The 16,534-nt window shown below is 63.3% G+C and carries 18 protein-coding genes; 8 read left to right on the top strand and 10 right to left on the bottom strand.

Annotation, left to right across the window (positions count from 1 at the left end; genetic code table 11):
* The first annotated feature begins 234 nt into the window (after nucleotides 1-234).
* Nucleotides 235-654 (top strand): hypothetical protein, encoded by a 420-nt coding sequence (locus tag ACOQFS_RS10980; protein ID WP_421562915.1) that lies wholly within the window; start codon nucleotides 235-237, stop codon nucleotides 652-654.
* The gene (locus tag ACOQFS_RS10975; protein ID WP_421562914.1) at nucleotides 651-890 is read left to right on the top strand and encodes a hypothetical protein; all 240 of its coding nucleotides are present in this window, start codon (nucleotides 651-653) and stop codon (nucleotides 888-890) included. The genes ACOQFS_RS10980 and ACOQFS_RS10975 overlap by 4 nt, the downstream gene beginning before the upstream one ends.
* A gap of 262 nt (nucleotides 891-1,152) precedes the next feature.
* Here the strand turns inward: ACOQFS_RS10975 and ACOQFS_RS10970 are convergent, their stop codons facing one another.
* Nucleotides 1,153-2,028 carry a helix-turn-helix domain-containing protein gene (locus ACOQFS_RS10970; RefSeq protein WP_421562913.1) on the bottom strand — a complete coding sequence of 292 codons (876 nt, stop codon included), beginning with the start codon at nucleotides 2,026-2,028 and terminating at the stop codon, nucleotides 1,153-1,155.
* A gap of 99 nt (nucleotides 2,029-2,127) precedes the next feature.
* Here ACOQFS_RS10970 and ACOQFS_RS10965 point away from each other — a divergent pair, with 99 nt between their 5' ends.
* The 5 genes from ACOQFS_RS10965 (at nucleotide 2,128) to ACOQFS_RS10945 (ending at nucleotide 5,277) form a co-directional block, all read left to right on the top strand.
* Nucleotides 2,128-2,460 carry a hypothetical protein gene (locus tag ACOQFS_RS10965; protein ID WP_421562912.1) on the top strand — a complete coding sequence of 111 codons (333 nt, stop codon included), beginning with the start codon at nucleotides 2,128-2,130 and terminating at the stop codon, nucleotides 2,458-2,460.
* Between the two features lie 51 nt (nucleotides 2,461-2,511).
* Complete coding sequence (locus ACOQFS_RS10960) at nucleotides 2,512-2,913, top strand: hypothetical protein (protein ID WP_421562911.1); 402 nt, start codon at nucleotides 2,512-2,514, stop codon at nucleotides 2,911-2,913.
* On the top strand, nucleotides 2,910-3,881 hold the full coding sequence (locus ACOQFS_RS10955; RefSeq protein ID WP_421562910.1) for an alpha/beta fold hydrolase: 972 nt from the start codon (nucleotides 2,910-2,912) through the stop codon (nucleotides 3,879-3,881). The genes ACOQFS_RS10960 and ACOQFS_RS10955 overlap by 4 nt, the downstream gene beginning before the upstream one ends.
* Nucleotides 3,882-3,919: 38 nt before the next feature.
* Nucleotides 3,920-4,822, top strand: a complete 903-nt coding sequence (locus tag ACOQFS_RS10950; RefSeq protein ID WP_421562909.1) for a haloalkane dehalogenase — start codon at nucleotides 3,920-3,922, stop codon at nucleotides 4,820-4,822.
* 176 nt (nucleotides 4,823-4,998) lie between these two features.
* The gene (locus ACOQFS_RS10945) at nucleotides 4,999-5,277 is read left to right on the top strand and encodes a hypothetical protein (RefSeq protein WP_421562908.1); all 279 of its coding nucleotides are present in this window, start codon (nucleotides 4,999-5,001) and stop codon (nucleotides 5,275-5,277) included.
* On the opposite strand, the gene ACOQFS_RS10940 is transcribed toward ACOQFS_RS10945, so the two are convergent.
* From ACOQFS_RS10940 to ACOQFS_RS10930, 3 genes are all read right to left on the bottom strand, one after another.
* Entirely contained in the window at nucleotides 5,264-7,546 is a 2,283-nt protein-coding gene (locus ACOQFS_RS10940) for a molybdopterin cofactor-binding domain-containing protein (RefSeq protein ID WP_421562907.1), read from the bottom strand. The two genes, ACOQFS_RS10945 and ACOQFS_RS10940, sit on opposite strands and share 14 nt — an antisense overlap.
* 181 nt (nucleotides 7,547-7,727) lie before the next feature.
* Nucleotides 7,728-8,192: a (2Fe-2S)-binding protein gene (locus ACOQFS_RS10935; RefSeq protein WP_421562906.1), complete on the bottom strand. Its 465-nt coding sequence runs from the start codon at nucleotides 8,190-8,192 to the stop codon at nucleotides 7,728-7,730.
* 171 nt (nucleotides 8,193-8,363) lie between these two features.
* The gene (locus ACOQFS_RS10930) at nucleotides 8,364-8,936 is read right to left on the bottom strand and encodes a TetR/AcrR family transcriptional regulator (protein WP_421562905.1); all 573 of its coding nucleotides are present in this window, start codon (nucleotides 8,934-8,936) and stop codon (nucleotides 8,364-8,366) included.
* 127 nt (nucleotides 8,937-9,063) lie between these two features.
* On the opposite strand from ACOQFS_RS10930, the gene pdxH reads away from it, so the two are divergent.
* Nucleotides 9,064-9,702: a pyridoxamine 5'-phosphate oxidase gene (pdxH, locus tag ACOQFS_RS10925; RefSeq protein WP_421562904.1), complete on the top strand. Its 639-nt coding sequence runs from the start codon at nucleotides 9,064-9,066 to the stop codon at nucleotides 9,700-9,702.
* Nucleotides 9,703-9,763: 61 nt separating this feature from the next.
* On the opposite strand, the gene ACOQFS_RS10920 is transcribed toward pdxH, so the two are convergent.
* The 6 genes from ACOQFS_RS10920 to ACOQFS_RS10895 all read right to left on the bottom strand — a co-directional run bounded on the left by ACOQFS_RS10920 (nucleotide 9,764) and on the right by ACOQFS_RS10895 (nucleotide 16,481).
* A complete protein-coding gene (locus ACOQFS_RS10920) occupies nucleotides 9,764-10,720 on the bottom strand; it encodes an AEC family transporter (RefSeq protein ID WP_421562903.1) in 957 nt (318 codons plus the stop codon).
* Nucleotides 10,721-10,934: 214 nt separating this feature from the next.
* Complete coding sequence (locus tag ACOQFS_RS10915; protein WP_421562902.1) at nucleotides 10,935-12,560, bottom strand: diguanylate cyclase domain-containing protein; 1,626 nt, start codon at nucleotides 12,558-12,560, stop codon at nucleotides 10,935-10,937.
* Between the two features lie 173 nt (nucleotides 12,561-12,733).
* Complete coding sequence (locus tag ACOQFS_RS10910) at nucleotides 12,734-14,839, bottom strand: TonB-dependent receptor domain-containing protein (protein WP_421562901.1); 2,106 nt, start codon at nucleotides 14,837-14,839, stop codon at nucleotides 12,734-12,736.
* Nucleotides 14,840-15,062: 223 nt separating this feature from the next.
* Nucleotides 15,063-15,530, bottom strand: a complete 468-nt coding sequence (locus ACOQFS_RS10905; protein ID WP_421562900.1) for a hypothetical protein — start codon at nucleotides 15,528-15,530, stop codon at nucleotides 15,063-15,065.
* A 50-nt stretch (nucleotides 15,531-15,580) separates the two neighbouring features.
* Nucleotides 15,581-16,159, bottom strand: coding sequence for a hypothetical protein (locus ACOQFS_RS10900; RefSeq protein ID WP_421562899.1), 579 nt, complete (start codon nucleotides 16,157-16,159; stop codon nucleotides 15,581-15,583).
* 67 nt (nucleotides 16,160-16,226) lie between these two features.
* Nucleotides 16,227-16,481, bottom strand: a complete 255-nt coding sequence (locus ACOQFS_RS10895) for a hypothetical protein (RefSeq protein ID WP_421562898.1) — start codon at nucleotides 16,479-16,481, stop codon at nucleotides 16,227-16,229.
* Nucleotides 16,482-16,534: the final 53 nt, after the last annotated feature.

Here is a 16,534-nt window from a genome sequence, read left to right as displayed (position 1 = left end):
TGGCATCCCATCCCGGCAAGGCACTTGTGCGACCCCGAAAAGATCTTGAACAGGTTCTTGGACCCGAAGCGGTCTGTTTGCCGCGCGATGGGCGGCGGCCCTGGCCGACCCGTCAGGTAAAGTCCTCGCCCTTCGGGCGATTTTTGCCCGCATCGAGCACCCAAAATCTGCGACTTTGGGTGGCGCGCTGGCTGATGTGGCCGTGCAAACTGCAAGTCGCGGAGATAGAAAAATATGCTGCTAACCGATATAGCCGTCGAGCACACTTTGGTGCACAAAAAGGATGGCGTTCGCCAGACCTTCGTGCTGCATCCATTCACCGATACACAGCGCGATTCGTTGGGCAAATTCGAGCTCGTTCGCAACGTCAGCCAGCCCGGACTGAAAGACGCGAAACGCTCCACCTACGTATCGTTTCACCAATTGGCGGAGCTGTATGCGAAAGGCCTGCTCGACGAATTCGGGTTTTCCGTTCGCATGTGTCCGGGCAACGGCACCTACCCCGCCAAGCTGCCCGCCAAAAAAATATTTCCCACCAGCATCAAATCCGGCTCTTCGTTCGACTTGGCGGTGCAAAAAGTGGATGTAGCCAAACCCGCTACACGTGATTTGAGAACTGCCTTGCTTCGCGCCAACGTCAAAATTGAAGCGTGAAGGCGCTGATGGATCAAGGAGCCGACGTGGACCCAACCGTTGCACATGCTGAACTCATTGCCACATTCAAGCGGGCCGAAGCAGATGCCGCCCACAAATTCGGACTAATCAAAGCTGCGGCAAATAAAGGCCCCAAGGCCATCCAAGCCGCCACCGAAACAGCTGCAAAGGCTGCAAAGCGCAGGGACTCGTATGCCAAAAAGCTGGGCATTCTCCGGGTGGGCCTCAAGGATTGAGCGCCGCCAAGCATACGGCGTGACACCGACCATTGGTGACTGCTCTTAACGGGCCCTGATCGTCAAAATCATCTCTGTAATCTAAAAAAATCGGTAGTGCATCGATTTGCCTGATGTCCACACGCAGCAGGTACCGGCGAGGTCTTGAAGCACCCGGCTCATGCGGTCCCGGGGCACGACCAGCCAATCAAAACTTCATGCTCTCGACATCGTCAATCCGGAGTCAACTCTGTTGTGACGTGAGCGTTGTCGCAGCAATCCTTTAGCTAGCCCGCAGAAATCGCTCAGTGATTGGGTCCGAAGGGAAGAGAAGCTCAAGCCGAAGTTCTTCGGCAGTCAGGTCCAAGGCAGTCCCGAAGCTGCAAATCATCGAAAACAATTCCAGCTTTACGCCTTTCTTGTGCAGCTGCAGCGGCAGTATCGGCAATTGCATCGGCAGCGTCGCTGCAACGAACTGATCTATTGGAGGAAAGCCCGGCAGCGCGCGCAGATCAGCAATCAGCGCGTCCAAGTTATCGTTGCTCGGGTTCGCTTGAGCCTCAGCTTGCAGTCTCCGCAGAATCGCAGTGGCGGTGCCGGGCCAATCCACGATCAGTGGCTGCAGGCCCTTGGGATGAAGGGTGAGACGCATGAGATTGCGACCGCCTGACGGGTCAACCTGCTTCCAAACCTTGGCGGGATTGCCCAGCAGTCCAATCAATTTATCTACGGCTGCGTTGTGCATCACAACATTCCATTGACGATCAATCACCAGCGCTGGAAATGGTTCGTGATGTTTCAATGTTGTCTCTAAAGCTTGGCGAATGGCCGTCATGTCGGCCGTGCCCAGTGCACGCTCCGGGTAAAGGGGGGCATAGCCAGCCGCCACCAATAGGTCGTTGCGCCCCCTAAGCGGCACTTGCAGGATCTGCGTGAGGTGCAGAACCATATCGCGGCTCGGCATAGATCGGCCAGATTCCAGGAAGCTCAAGTGTCGCTGCGAAACCTGTGTCTCATCAGCTAGCTGATGTTGCGAATAGCGCCGAGTGGTTCGCCATCTTTTAAGTAAGTCGCCAAATGTCGGCAAGTCGGTTTTTGCACCTGAATTCGCTTCTTGACCCGCCATTGCCGAAGCAGAGAGACCTTGAATATTGCTCATTGCGATTACGTTTGAGGTAATTGAATTGAATCAATCTGAATGCTACGCTCGATTTCGTCTGGCGTCGATCACATCTATTGTTCAACTCAATCTCATCTCATGCAGCTACTTCGCATCTTTCTTTCATTAGTCCTATTTGTCATCGCTATCTATACCGGCGTGGTCATCTCCACTCACGGCATGGGCTTTCTCGCGGTGTTCTTCGGTGACATCGCAAAGTTGGGCTGGTCTGGACAGTTCAACCTGGACTTCATGTTCATGTTGGTGCTTTTGGCGTTGTGGGTGGCATGGCGCCATCACTTCAGCCCAAATGGCATCGTGCTCGCCGGAATGGCCATGTTAGGTGGCACTCCATTCGTGTGCATCTACCTGCTGATCGAAAGCGTTCGTGGCGGCGGTAATGTCCGTGAAATTTTGGTCGGCTCGCGTTAGCACGATTGCTAACCACAGAACCCATCCAAGGCTCTACAAAGGGAATACCAAATGTTTAACGCCATTGCAATCGCAGCTGCTGCTGCGTTCGTCATCACTGCACTAGCCATCTCACTATCTCTTGTGAGCCATGATGCGCCACGCCGCAATGCCTGGATGTTTCCAGCTATCTTGTCAGGCGCATTCGCGACCTTTTCAATCACCGCCGTCATTCAAGAAGGCCCAATGGGCTTCTGGACTGAACACACACGTAATCTGTGGGGAAATCAAATCTGGTTCGATCTTTTGTTAGCAGCGGGTATTGCTTGGACGCTTTTGGTGCCACGCGCGCGTGAGCTAGGCATGCGGCCACTTCCATGGCTTGTGGCAGTGATTTGCACTGGCTCCATCGGCTTGTGTGCAATGTGGGCACGCGTCCTCTACATCAGTGAAGCCAGGAGGGAGGTGCGATGAACAAGTTAACGCAATCTTCAAAAACGGCTCGCATCATCCTCAGACTGACTGCTGCAGGACTAACGCTAGCAAGCCTTTTTGCTATTGGCGCAAACGCTCAAACATCACCTACGCATGTTGCGTCGGGTGTATCGCCAGCTGTTCGGGAGATGGATGTTGGAGACACTCGGCTTCAATACGTAGAACAAGGAATCGGAACGCCGGTCATTTTTGTGCATGGTGCAGGGGGCGACTGGAGAACGTGGGAACCCTTACGCGCTGGAATCGCTGAACATCACCGATTTGTGTCCTATAGCCGACGCTACCACTGGCCCAACGATCACCTCGGCAATGGCAAGCCCTACACGGTGCCGGAGCAGGCGCGCGATCTCATCGCTTTCGCGCAAGCCGTGGGATCAGGGCCGGTTCACGTTGTAGGTGGTTCGTATGGTGCACGGGTCGTGCTCGAAGCCGCAGTGCAACGCCCCGAGTTGTTCAAGACGGTATCTGCAAGCGAAGCAGCAATCACACGCCCTGCGGTTTGGCGTCTTTGGTCAATGTGGCAGGCGAAGCAATTGGCTGACGACCTCGGACTCATTGCAGAGCCCATGAAGACTGGTGACACGGTGGGCGCCACTGTTCGGCTTGTAAACGCCGTGTACGGGTCGCCCACGGCCTGGGACCAATTGGCTGCTGACCGCAAACAGCGTTTCTTGGACAACCAGAAGAGTTGGTTGGCGCTGGCGAGAGCGCCGCAGTTGCCTTCGACTCCTTGTGAGTTGCTGGGGAGACTTCCGATGCCGGTGCTGGTTTTGGAAGGTGAGCAAACAGTTGCCGGTTTTCGGGTCACGAATGACCGATTAATGGAGTGCCTGCCTTCGGGTAGCGAACGTTTCGTGATTCCTGGCGCACCGCACATTTGGTATCCGGTCAATCCGAACGCCGCAGTACAGCGCATCCTTCAATTCATCGCCAAAGCGGGTGGCTGACACGCGGTGTTCCATCAGCCCATTTGAATGGGAAACCTATGACCTCTATCAACCATCTCCGAACACCGGATGAATGCTTCCGTGAACTGCCCGGGTATCCCTGGCGCTCTAACTACACGACCGTGCTTCCAGCCCTGGGGGGTTTGCAGATGCACTATCTGGATGAAGGTCCTCGGGACGCTCCAGTGACGTGGCTGTGTTTGCACGGAAATCCGGGGTGGAGTTACCTATACCGGCACATGATCCCGGTGTTCATTGGCGCTGGCCATCGTGTGCTGGCACCTGATATGCCAGGCTTCGGTAAAAGCGACAAACCCATCGACATACGCCAACACACCTTTGGTTGGCACCGCCAGGTGCTCCTGGAACTCGTCGAGGCTATGGACCTGCAGCGTGTCCACCTTGTTGTGCAGGATTGGGGTGGCTTACTCGGGTTGACGCTGCCAATGGCTGCTACTGAGCGGTACTCAGGATTGCTGATCATGAACACGTACCTTGCCACGGCTGAGTTCCCGCTTCCCGAGGGCTTCTTGAGTTGGCGCGCGATGTGCCGAAACAAGCCGGATTTCTCTATCTCGCGCCTATTTGCCCGCAGCAATTCGCATTTGAGTGCTGAGGATTGTGCTGGCTACGATGCCCCGTTTCCCTCTCTCGAATATCGAGCAGCTACACAGGCATTTCCTGATCTGGTGCCCGAGCACCCCGAAGATGACGGCGTTGAAGTATCGCGTGAAGCCGCCGTCTTTTGGCGCGAACATTGGCGAGGGCGCTCGATGATGGCGATCGGCGGTAAAGACCCGGTTTTTACTCCAGAGGCCATGGAGCGACTACGACTGCAAATCCGCGGATGTCCACCGCCGATGCTGATTGCTGAAGGCGGACACTTCGTGCAAGAGCATGGAGGGCGGATCGCACACGAGGCATTGCGGAATTTGCTTTGAGGGAGCTTCCCAAAAGCTGTTGCTGATTGATCGCCAGTATGGGCAAGTGCCCAATTCCTTGAGGGCGATTCAGCGGATAAGACCAGATTGACCGTTGATCAAGCTGTAGCGGTTACAGAAAAAAGTGGTCGGCTAGTCGGTCGCTGAATCCATCAAGCAGTGTCCATCCTTCTGCAATGAGCTTTGAGTTCTTGGTTGCTGACGATCAAAGCAAAGGTTTTGGCGGCGTTTGCAAGTCGGATACATGCCAAAAAAGTATGACTGGTATCGCTGCATTGCAGCGACCTCCCCACCACATTCACCACCGTTTGAAGCAGGCCAAAAGCCGCTCGCGAAACACAGCCCTGGCAATGCCCCGCACGCCGAACTGGCGCAACCGAATGAGCCATAAAAAAGCGCCGGGCTTTTTCAAACCCGGCGCTTTCATGCCATCCAACCCGATCAAACCACCTTAAACGGCAACTCCCGCGGCGGTTTCCCCGTCAACCGCGCCACCGCATTCGCAAACGCAGGTGCCAGCGGTGGCAACCCCGGCTCGCCCATCCCCGTAGGCGGCTCGGCGCTTGGCACGATGTGCACGGCCACCTGGGGCATATCGGTGATGCGGGGCACGGCGAAGTCGCCGAAGTTGCTTTGCTCGACCACGCCGTCCTTCAAGGTGATGGCCGCACCGGGCAGGCACATGGACAGGCCCATCAGAGCCCCGCCCTGCACCTGGGCTTCCACGCTCTTGGGATTGACGGCCAGGTTGCAGTGCACGCCGGCCGTCACGGTATGCAGCTTGGGCGTCCCGTCTTTGCTCACGGATGCTTCCACCACGTACGCGACCACCGAGCTGAACGACTCGTGCACCGCCACGCCCCAGGCGCGGCCTGCGGCGAGCTTCTTTTTGCCGTAGCCAGACCGGTCCACCGCCAGCTGCAGCGCGGCCTTGTGGCGGGGGTGTTTGTCGCCCATCAGGCGCAGGCGGTAGGCCACGGGGTCTTGCTTTGTCGCACGGGCCACGTCGTCCAGCAGGGTTTCCATGGCGTAGGCGGTGTGGGTGCTGCCCACGCTGCGCCACCACAGCACGGGCACGTTGACCTGCGGGTGGTGCACCGACAGGCGCATGGGGATGTTGTAGGGCTCCTTCATGCCCTCCACCGCCGTGGCGTCCACGCCATTCTTGACCATGAAGGCCTCGAACGGCGAGCCCTTGGTGATGGACTGGCCGACGATGACGTGGTCCCACGCCAGGATGTTGCCCTGGGCGTCAAAACCGATTTCGGCGCGGTGAACGTGCATGGGGCGGTAGTAGCCGCCCTTGATGTCGTCCTCGCGGCTCCACAGGGTGCGTACGGGGGCGGTGATGCCTGCGGTTCGCGCGGCCTTGGCCACGCCGCAGGCTTCCACCACGTAGTCGCTGGTGGGGATGGCGCGGCGGCCAAAGCCGCCACCGGCCATCTGCGTGTGCACCTTGATGTTTTGCGGCTGCACGCCCAGCACCTTGGCGGCGGCCATGGCGTCCAGGCCGGGCATCTGGGTGCCCATCCACAGTTCGGCCTTGTCGCCGTCCCATTTGACGGTGCAGTTCAGCGGCTCCATGGGCGCGTGGGCCAGGTACGGAAAGGTGAACTCGGCGCTGATTTTTTGCGGCGCGTTGGCCAGCGGGGCCACGTCGCCAGGGATGGCGATGGCGCCCGTTTGTTTTGCCAGGCTGCGGTATTGGGTAAGCAGTTGGGCGGTGTCGGGCTTTTCGACGCTGGCGGTGTCCCATTCCACCTTGAGCGCATCGCGCCCCTGCTTGGCGGGCCAGTAGCCTTCGGCAATGATGGCCACGCCTTCGCCGCCACGGTCGGTGGGCACGCGCAGCACGGCCTTCACGCCCTTGATGGCCTTGGCGGCGCTGTCGTCCAGCGACTTGAGCTTGGCGCCAAACACCGGGGGGCGCGCCACCACGGCTGTGAGCATGCCGGGCAGCTTCACGTCGATGCCGTAGTCCTGCTGGCCGCTGGACTTGGCCTGGGCATCGAGCCGCCCCGTGGGCTTGCCGATGATGCGGAACTGCTTGGGGTCTTTGAGCGTGACCTTCTCGGGCACGGGCTGCTGCATGGCGGCCTCGGCCAGCGCGCCGTAGCTCAATTTTTTGCCGCCGGGGCCCACCACAAAGCCTGCGTTGGTGCGCAGGGTGGACGCGTCCACGCCCCATTGCGCGGCAGCGGCAGACACCAGCATGGCGCGGGTGCGGGCACCGAGTTCGCGGTACTGGGTGTACGAGTTCTTGAGCGCGTTGGAGCCACCGGTGAGGTGCATGCCAAAGGCGGGGTCGACATAGGCAGGGCTGGCGTCGCCGTGCACGCTGCGCACTTTGGCCCAGTCGGCGTCCAGCTCTTCGGCCAGGATCATGGGCAGGCCGGTCTGCACGCCCTGGCCAAAGTCCAGGCGGTTGATGGTGACGGTGACGGTGCCATCGGTGTCAATGCGCACAAAGGCCGAGGGCTGCTCGAAGGGCTTGAGCCCGGCGGGTGCAGCGCCTGCTGCGGGTGCGCCCTGCGCGGTGGCAACCAGCGGGTAGGCCCCCAGCGCAAAGCCGGATGCGGCAGCGGCGTTGAGGAAGGTGCGGCGCGCCACGCCGTCAGGGGCGGTGGCGATTGCTTCACTATTGATAGCGTCTTGCGCTTGATCCATAAGCGCTAGCAGGCCTTTTGGCATGTTGGCGCGGGCGGTTTGAGCGTCGAAATGCATGGTGTTCTCCTGCTCGTATCTGTGTATCTGTCTTTGACGATGTGCTTGGGGGCGTGGCCTTTTTGTCACCGTTCGCCCTGCGCTTGTCGACGGGCTTGGAATCGGGAGTGCCCTGGCTTCGACAGGCTCAGCCCGAACGGTTGGGGGACGGCCGTGGCGGTAATGCGTGCTTGACCTCTGCTTAAGCAGTCAGCGACTTGGCAGCGTCGTGAATGGCGGCGCGAATGCGCACATAGGTGCCGCAGCGGCACACGTTGCCCGCCATGGCGGCGTCGATGTCGGCGTCGGTGGGCTTCTTCTTGCCCTTGAGCAGCGCGGTGGCGCTCATGATCTGGCCGCTTTGGCAATAGCCGCACTGGGCCACGTCGTGCTTGACCCAGGCGGCGTGCACGGCCTTGCCCACCTTGTCGTTGGCGGCCACGGCTTCGATGGTGGTGATCTTCTGCCCGGCCGCGGCCGAGATCGGCGTGACGCAGGAGCGGATGGGCGCGCCGTTCAGGTGCACGGTGCAGGCCCCGCACAGCGCCTGGCCGCAGCCAAACTTGGTGCCGGTCATGCCCAGCGTGTCGCGCAGGGCCCAGAGGATGGGGGTGGAGTCGTCGGCGTTGACGGGGGTGTCTTTGCCGTTGATGTTCAGGGTGGGCATCGTGGGGTTCTCCTGGGGGGTGGATCAGCGCTGAACAGCCCAGCGCAGGCTATGGGGCGGGATGCGGGGTGTGCGGGCGCGCGGCCAAGGCGACCCGCCCATTGTTGTGCTTGTTAAAAGAATTTTCATTCGATTAAAAATCAAAATCCGGCGCAGGGCAATGTGCGCGGCTCAGGCCTTGATGGCGTCCCAGCACAGCCCGAAGGCCATCTGGTGCACGGCCTCTTCGTCGGGCAGCACCTGGGTGCGGATGAGGTTGCCGGTTTCGCGCACCGATCCCACCAGGCTGGCGGTGAGCAGCGGAATGGGAACGGCCTTCAAAATCTCCTGCTGCTGGCCCTCTTCCATCAGCGCAAAGAAGCCGGCCATCAGGCGCGTCGAAAACTCGCGGTTGCCCTGGGTGAACCAGGGCGAGTTGTAGTACTGCTCCTGAAACACCACCTCGGCATACTGGTCCAGCCGGTGGCGCAGCAGGTTGCCCCAGGCCCTGCGCACACGCGCTCGATAGGGCATGCCGGGCGCTATGCCGTCCATGATGCGCGCAGCCGTCACGGTCTTGGCGTCCTGGTACAGCTGGCTGATGAGTTCGTCCTTGGAGGGGTAGTAGACGTACAGCGTGCTCGTGGCCAGCCCGGCGGCGCGGGCGATCTGGGCCATCGTCAGGCCGCTCAGGCCCGTCTGGGCCACCAGTTCAAAGGTGGCCTGCGCGATGGCGCGCTGCTTTTCGTCGTCTTTGGGTTTCATGGGGGCGCTGCCGAATGCGGCACTGTAAGCGAATTTCTATTCGGCAACAAGGCGCGCATCCGGAGGCTGCTGAGAACGGACAGGGCAGCAGCGCCAGCCGCTGCACGCCGCCATGCACAATCGCGCCATGAACACCTCCATCGCCGACCTGCGCAAGAGCTACGAACGCGCCGAGCTGAACGAAGACGCCTCGCACCCCGCACCGCTGCAGCAGTTTGACCAGTGGCTGCAAGAGGCCATCAAGGCCCAGATTCCTGAGCCCAACGCCATGACCCTGGCCACCGTGGGCAGCGACCTGCGGCCCAGCACGCGCATCGTGCTCATCAAGGGCTATGACGAGCGCGGCATCGTCTGGTTTACCAACTACGACAGCCGCAAGGGCCGCCAGATTGCAGGCAACCCGTTCGCGGCGCTGCAGTTTCACTGGGTGGAGCTGGAGCGTGTGGTGCGCATCGAGGGCACGGTGGAGAAAGTGAGCGACGAGGAAAGCGACGCGTACTTTGCCAGCCGCCCACTGGATTCGCGCATCGGCGCCTGGGCCAGCCCGCAAAGCCAGGTGATTGCCGGCCGCAGCGTGTTGGTGGCCAACGCGGCCAAGTACGGTGCGCAGTTCTTGCTGAACCCGCCGCGCCCGCCGCACTGGGGAGGTTACCGCCTCAAGCCCGAGCAGTGGGAGTTCTGGCAGGGCCGCAAGAGCCGCCTGCACGACCGGCTGCGGTATCGGCTGGATGGCGGCGAGTGGGTGCGCGAGCGACTGGCGCCGTGATCGCATTGCGCGGCCTTCAACAGCCGGGAATGGCCCGCGCTGAGCATCGCATCTGACGGGGTCAGCCCACCACCCACCGCGTCACCGCCAATATCACCACCGGCATCGTCAACAGCCCCAATGCCGTCGACACCGCCACGCTGGCGGTCACCTCGTCTTCGGCCACCGCGTAGCGCTGCGCGAACAGGAACACATTGGCCCCCGTGGGCAGCGATGCCGCCACGATCATCACGGCCAGCGGCAGGCCCGACAGGCCGAGCAGCCAGCCCAGCGCGGCCAGCACCGCCGGGTGCACCACGCACTTCACCAGCGCAATCCGCAGGGCGGCCTTGAAATGGTGGCCCACCTTGGTGAAGGCCAGGGTCACGCCCACCAGCAACAGGGCGATGGGGCCCAGCGCCTGGCCCAGCAGCAGCAGGGGCTTGTCGACCACCTGGGGCACCACCAGGCCTGTCTGCGCGAACACCAGGCCCGCGATGATGGGCAGCGGCACCGGGTGCACGATGCCGTTGCGCACGGCCTGCAGCACCGTGCGCCACATGGGCTGCTGCGTGCCGCCCGCCTGCCCCGCGTGCTCGCGCGCGGCGGCCAGCTCGAACACCACGGTGGCCGCCGTGAGCAGGATCAGCGAATGCACCGAGATCAGCGTGAACAGCGTGACCAGGCCCGCATCGCCAAACACCAGGCCCACCAGCGGCACCCCGATCATGAGGGTGTTGCTGAAGGTGTTGGCCAGCGCCCGCGCCGCCGCCAACGTGTTGAACCCCTGCAGCGCCAACGTGGCCGCGTACACCACGCCAAAGGCCACGAAGTAGATGCCCACGGGGCCGAAGTTCAGGTCCTGGATGCGCACCGTGCTCATGGTGCGAAACAGCAGCGCCGGGGTCAGCACCATGAACACCAGATTAGCCAGGTCCTTCACCGACGCAGCGCGTATCCAGCCGCGCCGCCCCACATAGAAGCCCAGCGCAATGAACAGGATGACGGGGATCAGCGAGGTGAGGACGGGGGAGTTCACGGTGCGGGCCGGCGCGCGAGGGCGAAATGAAAGGGCAAGCGGGAGGGGGTAACAAACCAGCAAAGAGGCGCTATTGTGGCCTGCACGGCCATCGAATTGGCATCGTTTTGCTATTCATTCAATAGCTGTCAGCGCTTATCCAGAAAGCGCTGGCGGCCATTTTTAATCAAATAACCGGGCTTCAGCGATGGCGGGAGGCCCATGACGAGAGGCTTCACGCAAACACGCACACGCCCAAGGCCTGGCTTTTGGCCCGGTACATGGCGGTGTCTGCCGCGCGCAGGTAGTCGTCCACCGTCGCCAGCCCGGACGCGCTGCTGGCCAGGCCGATGCTCGCGCCACTGATCACGGTGTGCCCGCCAATCACATAAGGCGCTGCCAAGGCCGCGGCAATCTGCTCGGCGCGCTGGAGGGCCTCCGCGGCGTTGATGGACTCCAGCAGCACGTTGAATTCGTCGCCGCTCATGCGGGCAACCAGGTCCACTGCCCGCACGCAGGATTCGAGCCGCCGCGCCACCTGCTGCAACAGCTGGTCGCCCACCTGGTGCCCGTAGCTGTCATTCACGGCCTTGAACCCGTTCAGATCCAGCAGCAGCACGGCGAACATCGTGGCGCCATCGCGCGCCGGCCCGCAGCTGCCGTTGACGGCCTCGTTCTGGTGCAGCGCGATCAGCTGCGCGAGGCGGTCGCGGAACAAGGGCCGGCCGGGCAGGTTGGTGAGCGCATCGTAGGAGCTGCCCCGCTCTGCCAGATCGCTCAGCGACCCCGCCATGCGCACCGCCACGCCGTCTTCCAACTCGGCAAGCCCGCGCCAGTTGACCCACACCAACCGCCCCGACCCGTGGAACGCCCGAAAGTCCACCGAAAAATGGGGGCTGCCACCGGACAGGTGCCTGCGCCAGGCCTCCTGCACACGGGTGCGGTCATCGGGGTCGATGAATTGCTCCAGAAAGCGCCAGCCACCCGCATGCACCTGATCGTGGCCATAGAGCCCGACAATCTGCAGGAAGCGCGCGGACACATGCAGGGCGTCGGTGCGCAAGTCCCAATCCCAGATGCCGTCATTGGACCCCCGGGTGGCCAGCGAATAGCGGATTTCGGACCGCACCAGCTCCAGCTCGGTGTTCTTCTGCTGCGTCACGTCGATCATCAGGCCGATCATGCGGTTCGGCCGCCCCGGCTCGACCACCGCGCGGCACAGGTCGCGCACCCACACGACCTTGCCCGACTTGGCGATCAGCCGGTAGCTCATCTCGTAGGCATGGCTGTGCGTGGCGTTGTAGGCCCCGTCGTCGATGCGCAGGGCTTCTTCCAGGTCATCGGGATGCACATGCGCGCGCCAGAAGCCCGGGTCGGCCCGCCACTCTTCCACCGAATAGCCGAACAGGCGCTCGACCTGCGGGCTCAGGAAGGTGTTGCCCACGCCAATCTCGGCCTCCCACACCACGCCGTCGATGGTTTCGAGCAAACGCAGAAAGCGCTGCCGGATTTCCACCAGCACCTGCTCGGTGACTTCGGTGATTTCGATCAGCACGCCCTGGCGGCTGATCACCCGCTCGGCCGCATCCGTCTCGGGGTGAAACTGCAGGCGCACCCAGCGGTAGTCGGCGCCAGCAAAGCGCAGGCGAAACACCGGCATGCCTGAACGCAGGGTACCCACGTCGTCGGGATGCACAAAGTCGAGCAAGGACCTGCCCAGCGCCGCCGCCACCGGATGGCCGGTGCGCTGGTGCCACGCGGGGTTGAGATAGGTGATCTGCCACAGCGCGTCGGTCTGCACCACCGCTTCAGGAAGCAGTTGCAGCAGGTTGGCGGACGGCGTGGGAGCGGTGGGCGGCATGCAAAGCTATCGCGAAGGGGGCAAAAGTATCCGGGCCAGCGACGCCTTCACGGGCCCGGAATGTCAATCCAATACAAGCGCAATACCAGCGAGTATGGCATGCATACATACCAATCCCCGGATTCCCTGGCGCCCCGCCCTGCCGCTCCCTCACGTCACGGCAGCGTCATGTGTCAGAACGCCACCTTCACCCCCAGCGTCAGGTTGCGCCCCATCAGCGGCGCCGCGTTCTTGATGAACGAGGTGTGGGCGTACGCCAGGCGGTCCGTCAGGTTGGTGCCCTTCAGGTACACCTGCCACGGCGTGCCGTTGCCCAGCTGGCCGTTGTAGGCCACGCCCAGGTTCAGCATGCCGTAGCCGGGGGTGGCGGTTTCGAACGCGGCAACACGGTTCTGGCGGGCGACCTGCACCCATTCGACCTGGCCTTCCCAGGCGTTCCAGTTCGCATCCAGGCGCACGCCAACGCGGCTGGCCGGGATGCGGGGCAGGTTGCCGCCGCCGGCGATGCGGGCGCGCACCGTGTCGCCAAACAGGGTGACGCCCAGGTTGCGCGTGAGGCGCTGGCGCACCTGGCCTTCGATGCCGGTGAAGGTGGCGTCGGCCTGGGCATATTGCAGCAGCTGCAGGCCGTCCAGCTCGTCCAGGGTGCGGCCGTAGATGTAGTTGTGGATGCGGTTCCTGAACACGCTCACGCCAAACGTGGTGTCGCCGGAGGTCTTCTTGAGGCTCACGTCCAGGTTCTGCGAGGTTTCGGAGCGCAGGCTGGCGTCGCCACGTTCGTAGGTGCTGGTGGCCATGTGCAGGCCACGGGCGTACAGCTCTTCGGCCGACGGCGCGCGGCTGGCGCGGGTGAAGGATGCACCCACCTGGTAGCCCGGCGTGAACTTCCACACCGCGCCCAGCGATGCCGACGTGCCGTTGTGGCTGCGCTCGATGTCGCTGGTCTCGGCGCGGGCGGTCTGGCGGTCGTGGCGCAGCGCGGCTTCAAAGCGCCAGTCGCCCAGACGGTACTCCTCCAAAACGAACAGACCCGTGCGGCGCGTGACGGTGGGCTGCACGTAGGCTTCTTCACCCTCGGCTCTGAACTTGCGCTGCGAGGTCTGCAGGCCGATCAAGCCTTTGAATCCGTTAATGGGCTCGTGCTGGAGTTCGATGCGGGTGTCGTAGGCCTTGTTCTTGAAGGTGGTGGCGATGCTGCCGCCTTCGACTTCATCGTGCACGTAGTCCGTCACGCCCGCGCGCAGGCGCAGTGCCGAGAAGCCCGCAAAAGGGTTGCGCAGCTCGCCCCGGATGTCAAAGCGTTCGCTGCGCAGATCGACCACGGGCACCCCGCCGTGGTCATGGTCGTGATCGTGGTCATGGGCGTCCTCGCCCTCCTCGCCTTCGTGCGCGCCGCAGTGCAGGTGGTTGCCGTGGGTATGGCAGCCCTCAAAGCTGTGGTTGTGACCGGGCAGGCCGTATTTGGCGGCCTGCCGGGTGTACGCCGCGCCCAGGTAGCCGCGCTCGCCCACCCACGACAGGCCCACGCTGCCCGTGTTGGTGCGATTGAAGCTGCCCAGCACCTTGCGGGTGGCTTCGCCTTCGGGCGCCCAGCCCTTGCCCACGCGGTAGTCGCCGGCGTCGCGCGCCACGCCTTCCACATGCACGGCCAGGTTGCCGGTGCCGCCCGTCAGCGAGAAGGCGCCAGCCCCTTCGCGGGCGCCGGTGTTGGCGCGCAACTCGGCACTGCCCTCCAGTCCCTTTTGCGGGATGGCGGTGGGCACCTTGCCGTCCAGCACGTTCACCACGCCGCCCACGGCACCGCTGCCGTAGATGAGTGCCGAGGGGCCGCGCAGCACTTCGATCTGCGTGGCGAGCAGGGGCTCGGACACCACGGCGTGGTCGGGGCTGATGGTGGACGCGTCGTGCAGCTCGGCGCCGTCGCTCAGCACCTTGACGCGCGGGCCGTCCATGCCGCGAATGATGGGGCGGCTGGCGCCCGCGCCAAAGTGGCTGCTGGTGATGCCGGGCTCGCTGTTCAGCGTTTCGCCCAGCGTGGCCTCGCGGCGTCGCACCAGCGCATCGCCTTCGAGCACGGTGGTGGGGGTGGTCATGTCGGCCACGCCCAGCTGCAGGCCGCTGGAGGACACGGTGACGGTGGGCAGCGCAGCGGGCGCTGGCGCGGCAGGGGCAGAGGCCTGGGCCAGCGCCGCACCCGGGGCGGCCAGCACCAGCAGGGCGGCCAGGGCAATGGGGTGCCGCACGGCGGCGGGCATGGGGGCAATCGAAGTGTGTGTCATGGGAACAATGCGCTCGGCAACGCGCCGGCCACCCGCGAAGAGGCAGTCCGGCAACAAAATATCAATAAAAAACACCTCCAGCGCTTATTGGTAAAGCGCTGGAAGCTATAAAAACAGGAGTAAAGGCCATCAAGCACGCCCAAGATGCGGGGGTGCTAGTGCCAAGCCACGCAGGCAAAAACGCGTGCCGCGGGCCGCGGGCCGCAGGCCTTCGCGCTGGCGTTCAGGCAGCGGGCACAGACAGGGGCACGGGCGGGCCGCGTGCCAGGAAGGCCGCAGCGCTGGCGCAAGCGCGCGGGCTGGCGCCATCCAGGGGCGCTGCCTGCACCGGGGCCAAAGCGCGCAGCGCGGGCGGTGTGGCGTGCAAGGCGTCGGCAAGGGCCAGCTGGTCCAGCACCAGGCAGTCGGCCGGTGCGTGCGACGCCAGCAGCAGGGCCAGCGGGACACCTGCGTGATCACCACCCTGCGCTTCGGTGTGATGTTGGGCGTGATCTTGGGCCTGCCCGGCACCGGCCCGGTGCGAGGCGTCATGCGGCAGGTGGCCGGCATGGGTCTGGTCGATCACATGCCCGTGCGCCAGCTGGTGCAGCCGGCCCAGTGCGGGCACCAGCACCAGGGCGCTGAGCAACCACCACAGCGCCAGTCGGACGCGCCACCGCGCTGGGCCGCGCTTGGCATCCCATCCCGGCAAGGACCTTGTGCGACTCCAAAAAGACATTGAACAGGCTCTGAGAGCGGGTCTTATTTGACGGGCTGGGCGTTGACCATGCGGTAGTACAGGCCGTACTGGTCGTCGGCCAGCAGCATCAGGCGGCCCTCCATCACCACGGGCTCCAGGGTGTAGCGCACGGCGGTGTCGGCCTTCACCTCGACCATGCTTTCCGGCCCGCCGGGAATGCAGAAGGAGCAGGTGAGCGGAACGGAGGTGAGCAGAAAGTGCTTTTGCACGCCGCGCGGCACCATGGGCATCATGAAACCCTGCACGCGCTGCACCGTGTTGTGCATGGCCTGCTGCTGGGCGTTGAACACCGGAAGGATGCCGTTCGGGGTGGTCTTGCGCTTGATGTCGGTCAGCACCGACCAGGGCAGCACATCATTGCGCTGCGGCAGCGGCGCGATGGGGCTGTTGGGGCTGTGGTGCCCGGCCCCCGTGCCTGCCGTGCCTGCCGTGCCTGCCGTGACGCCGGGCGGCACCGGCGAGCTGAGCACCGGCGCCGCCGGCGCGGCCTGCGACGGCGATTGAGGCTGCGGCTGCGCGCCGGCCGCAGCACAGGCCAGCAGCCATGCCAGCGCTGGGCCAAGCCTTCGAATAAAGAGCATCACCATCTCCTTGAATGCAAATGCGGTTTGAAAGGGCGCCGGGCAGTGCCCGTGGGCGCGCCAGCACTCAGTGTGCGTGCCGCATGCCGCAGTACTTGCCGATGGCCAGACCCTTGCATGCGACCTGCAGTTCCTTCTGGCAGGTGTCGTGGCCCTTGCCCGATTCGAGGCATTTGGCGGCGGCTTCGTGCGCGGCGGCCATGGCGCGGTGGCGCTCGATGTCGGCCTTGGTTTCCTTGTCGCTGTGGGCTTGCGCATGGGCCAGCGCGCCCGCCAGCAACAGCATGGGGGCCAGGGCGACTGCGAAAAAGCGCTTGTTCATGGAAGTCCTTTCGGTGTGTGTTGGGTGATTGGGGGATGAAAAAAATGGCTGAA

Origin of the sequence: Paracidovorax sp. MALMAid1276 (assembly GCF_049198005.1) — a bacterium.
Lineage (GTDB): Bacteria > Pseudomonadota > Gammaproteobacteria > Burkholderiales > Burkholderiaceae_C > Acidovorax.
This window is presented reverse-complemented; position numbering and strand designations above follow the sequence as displayed.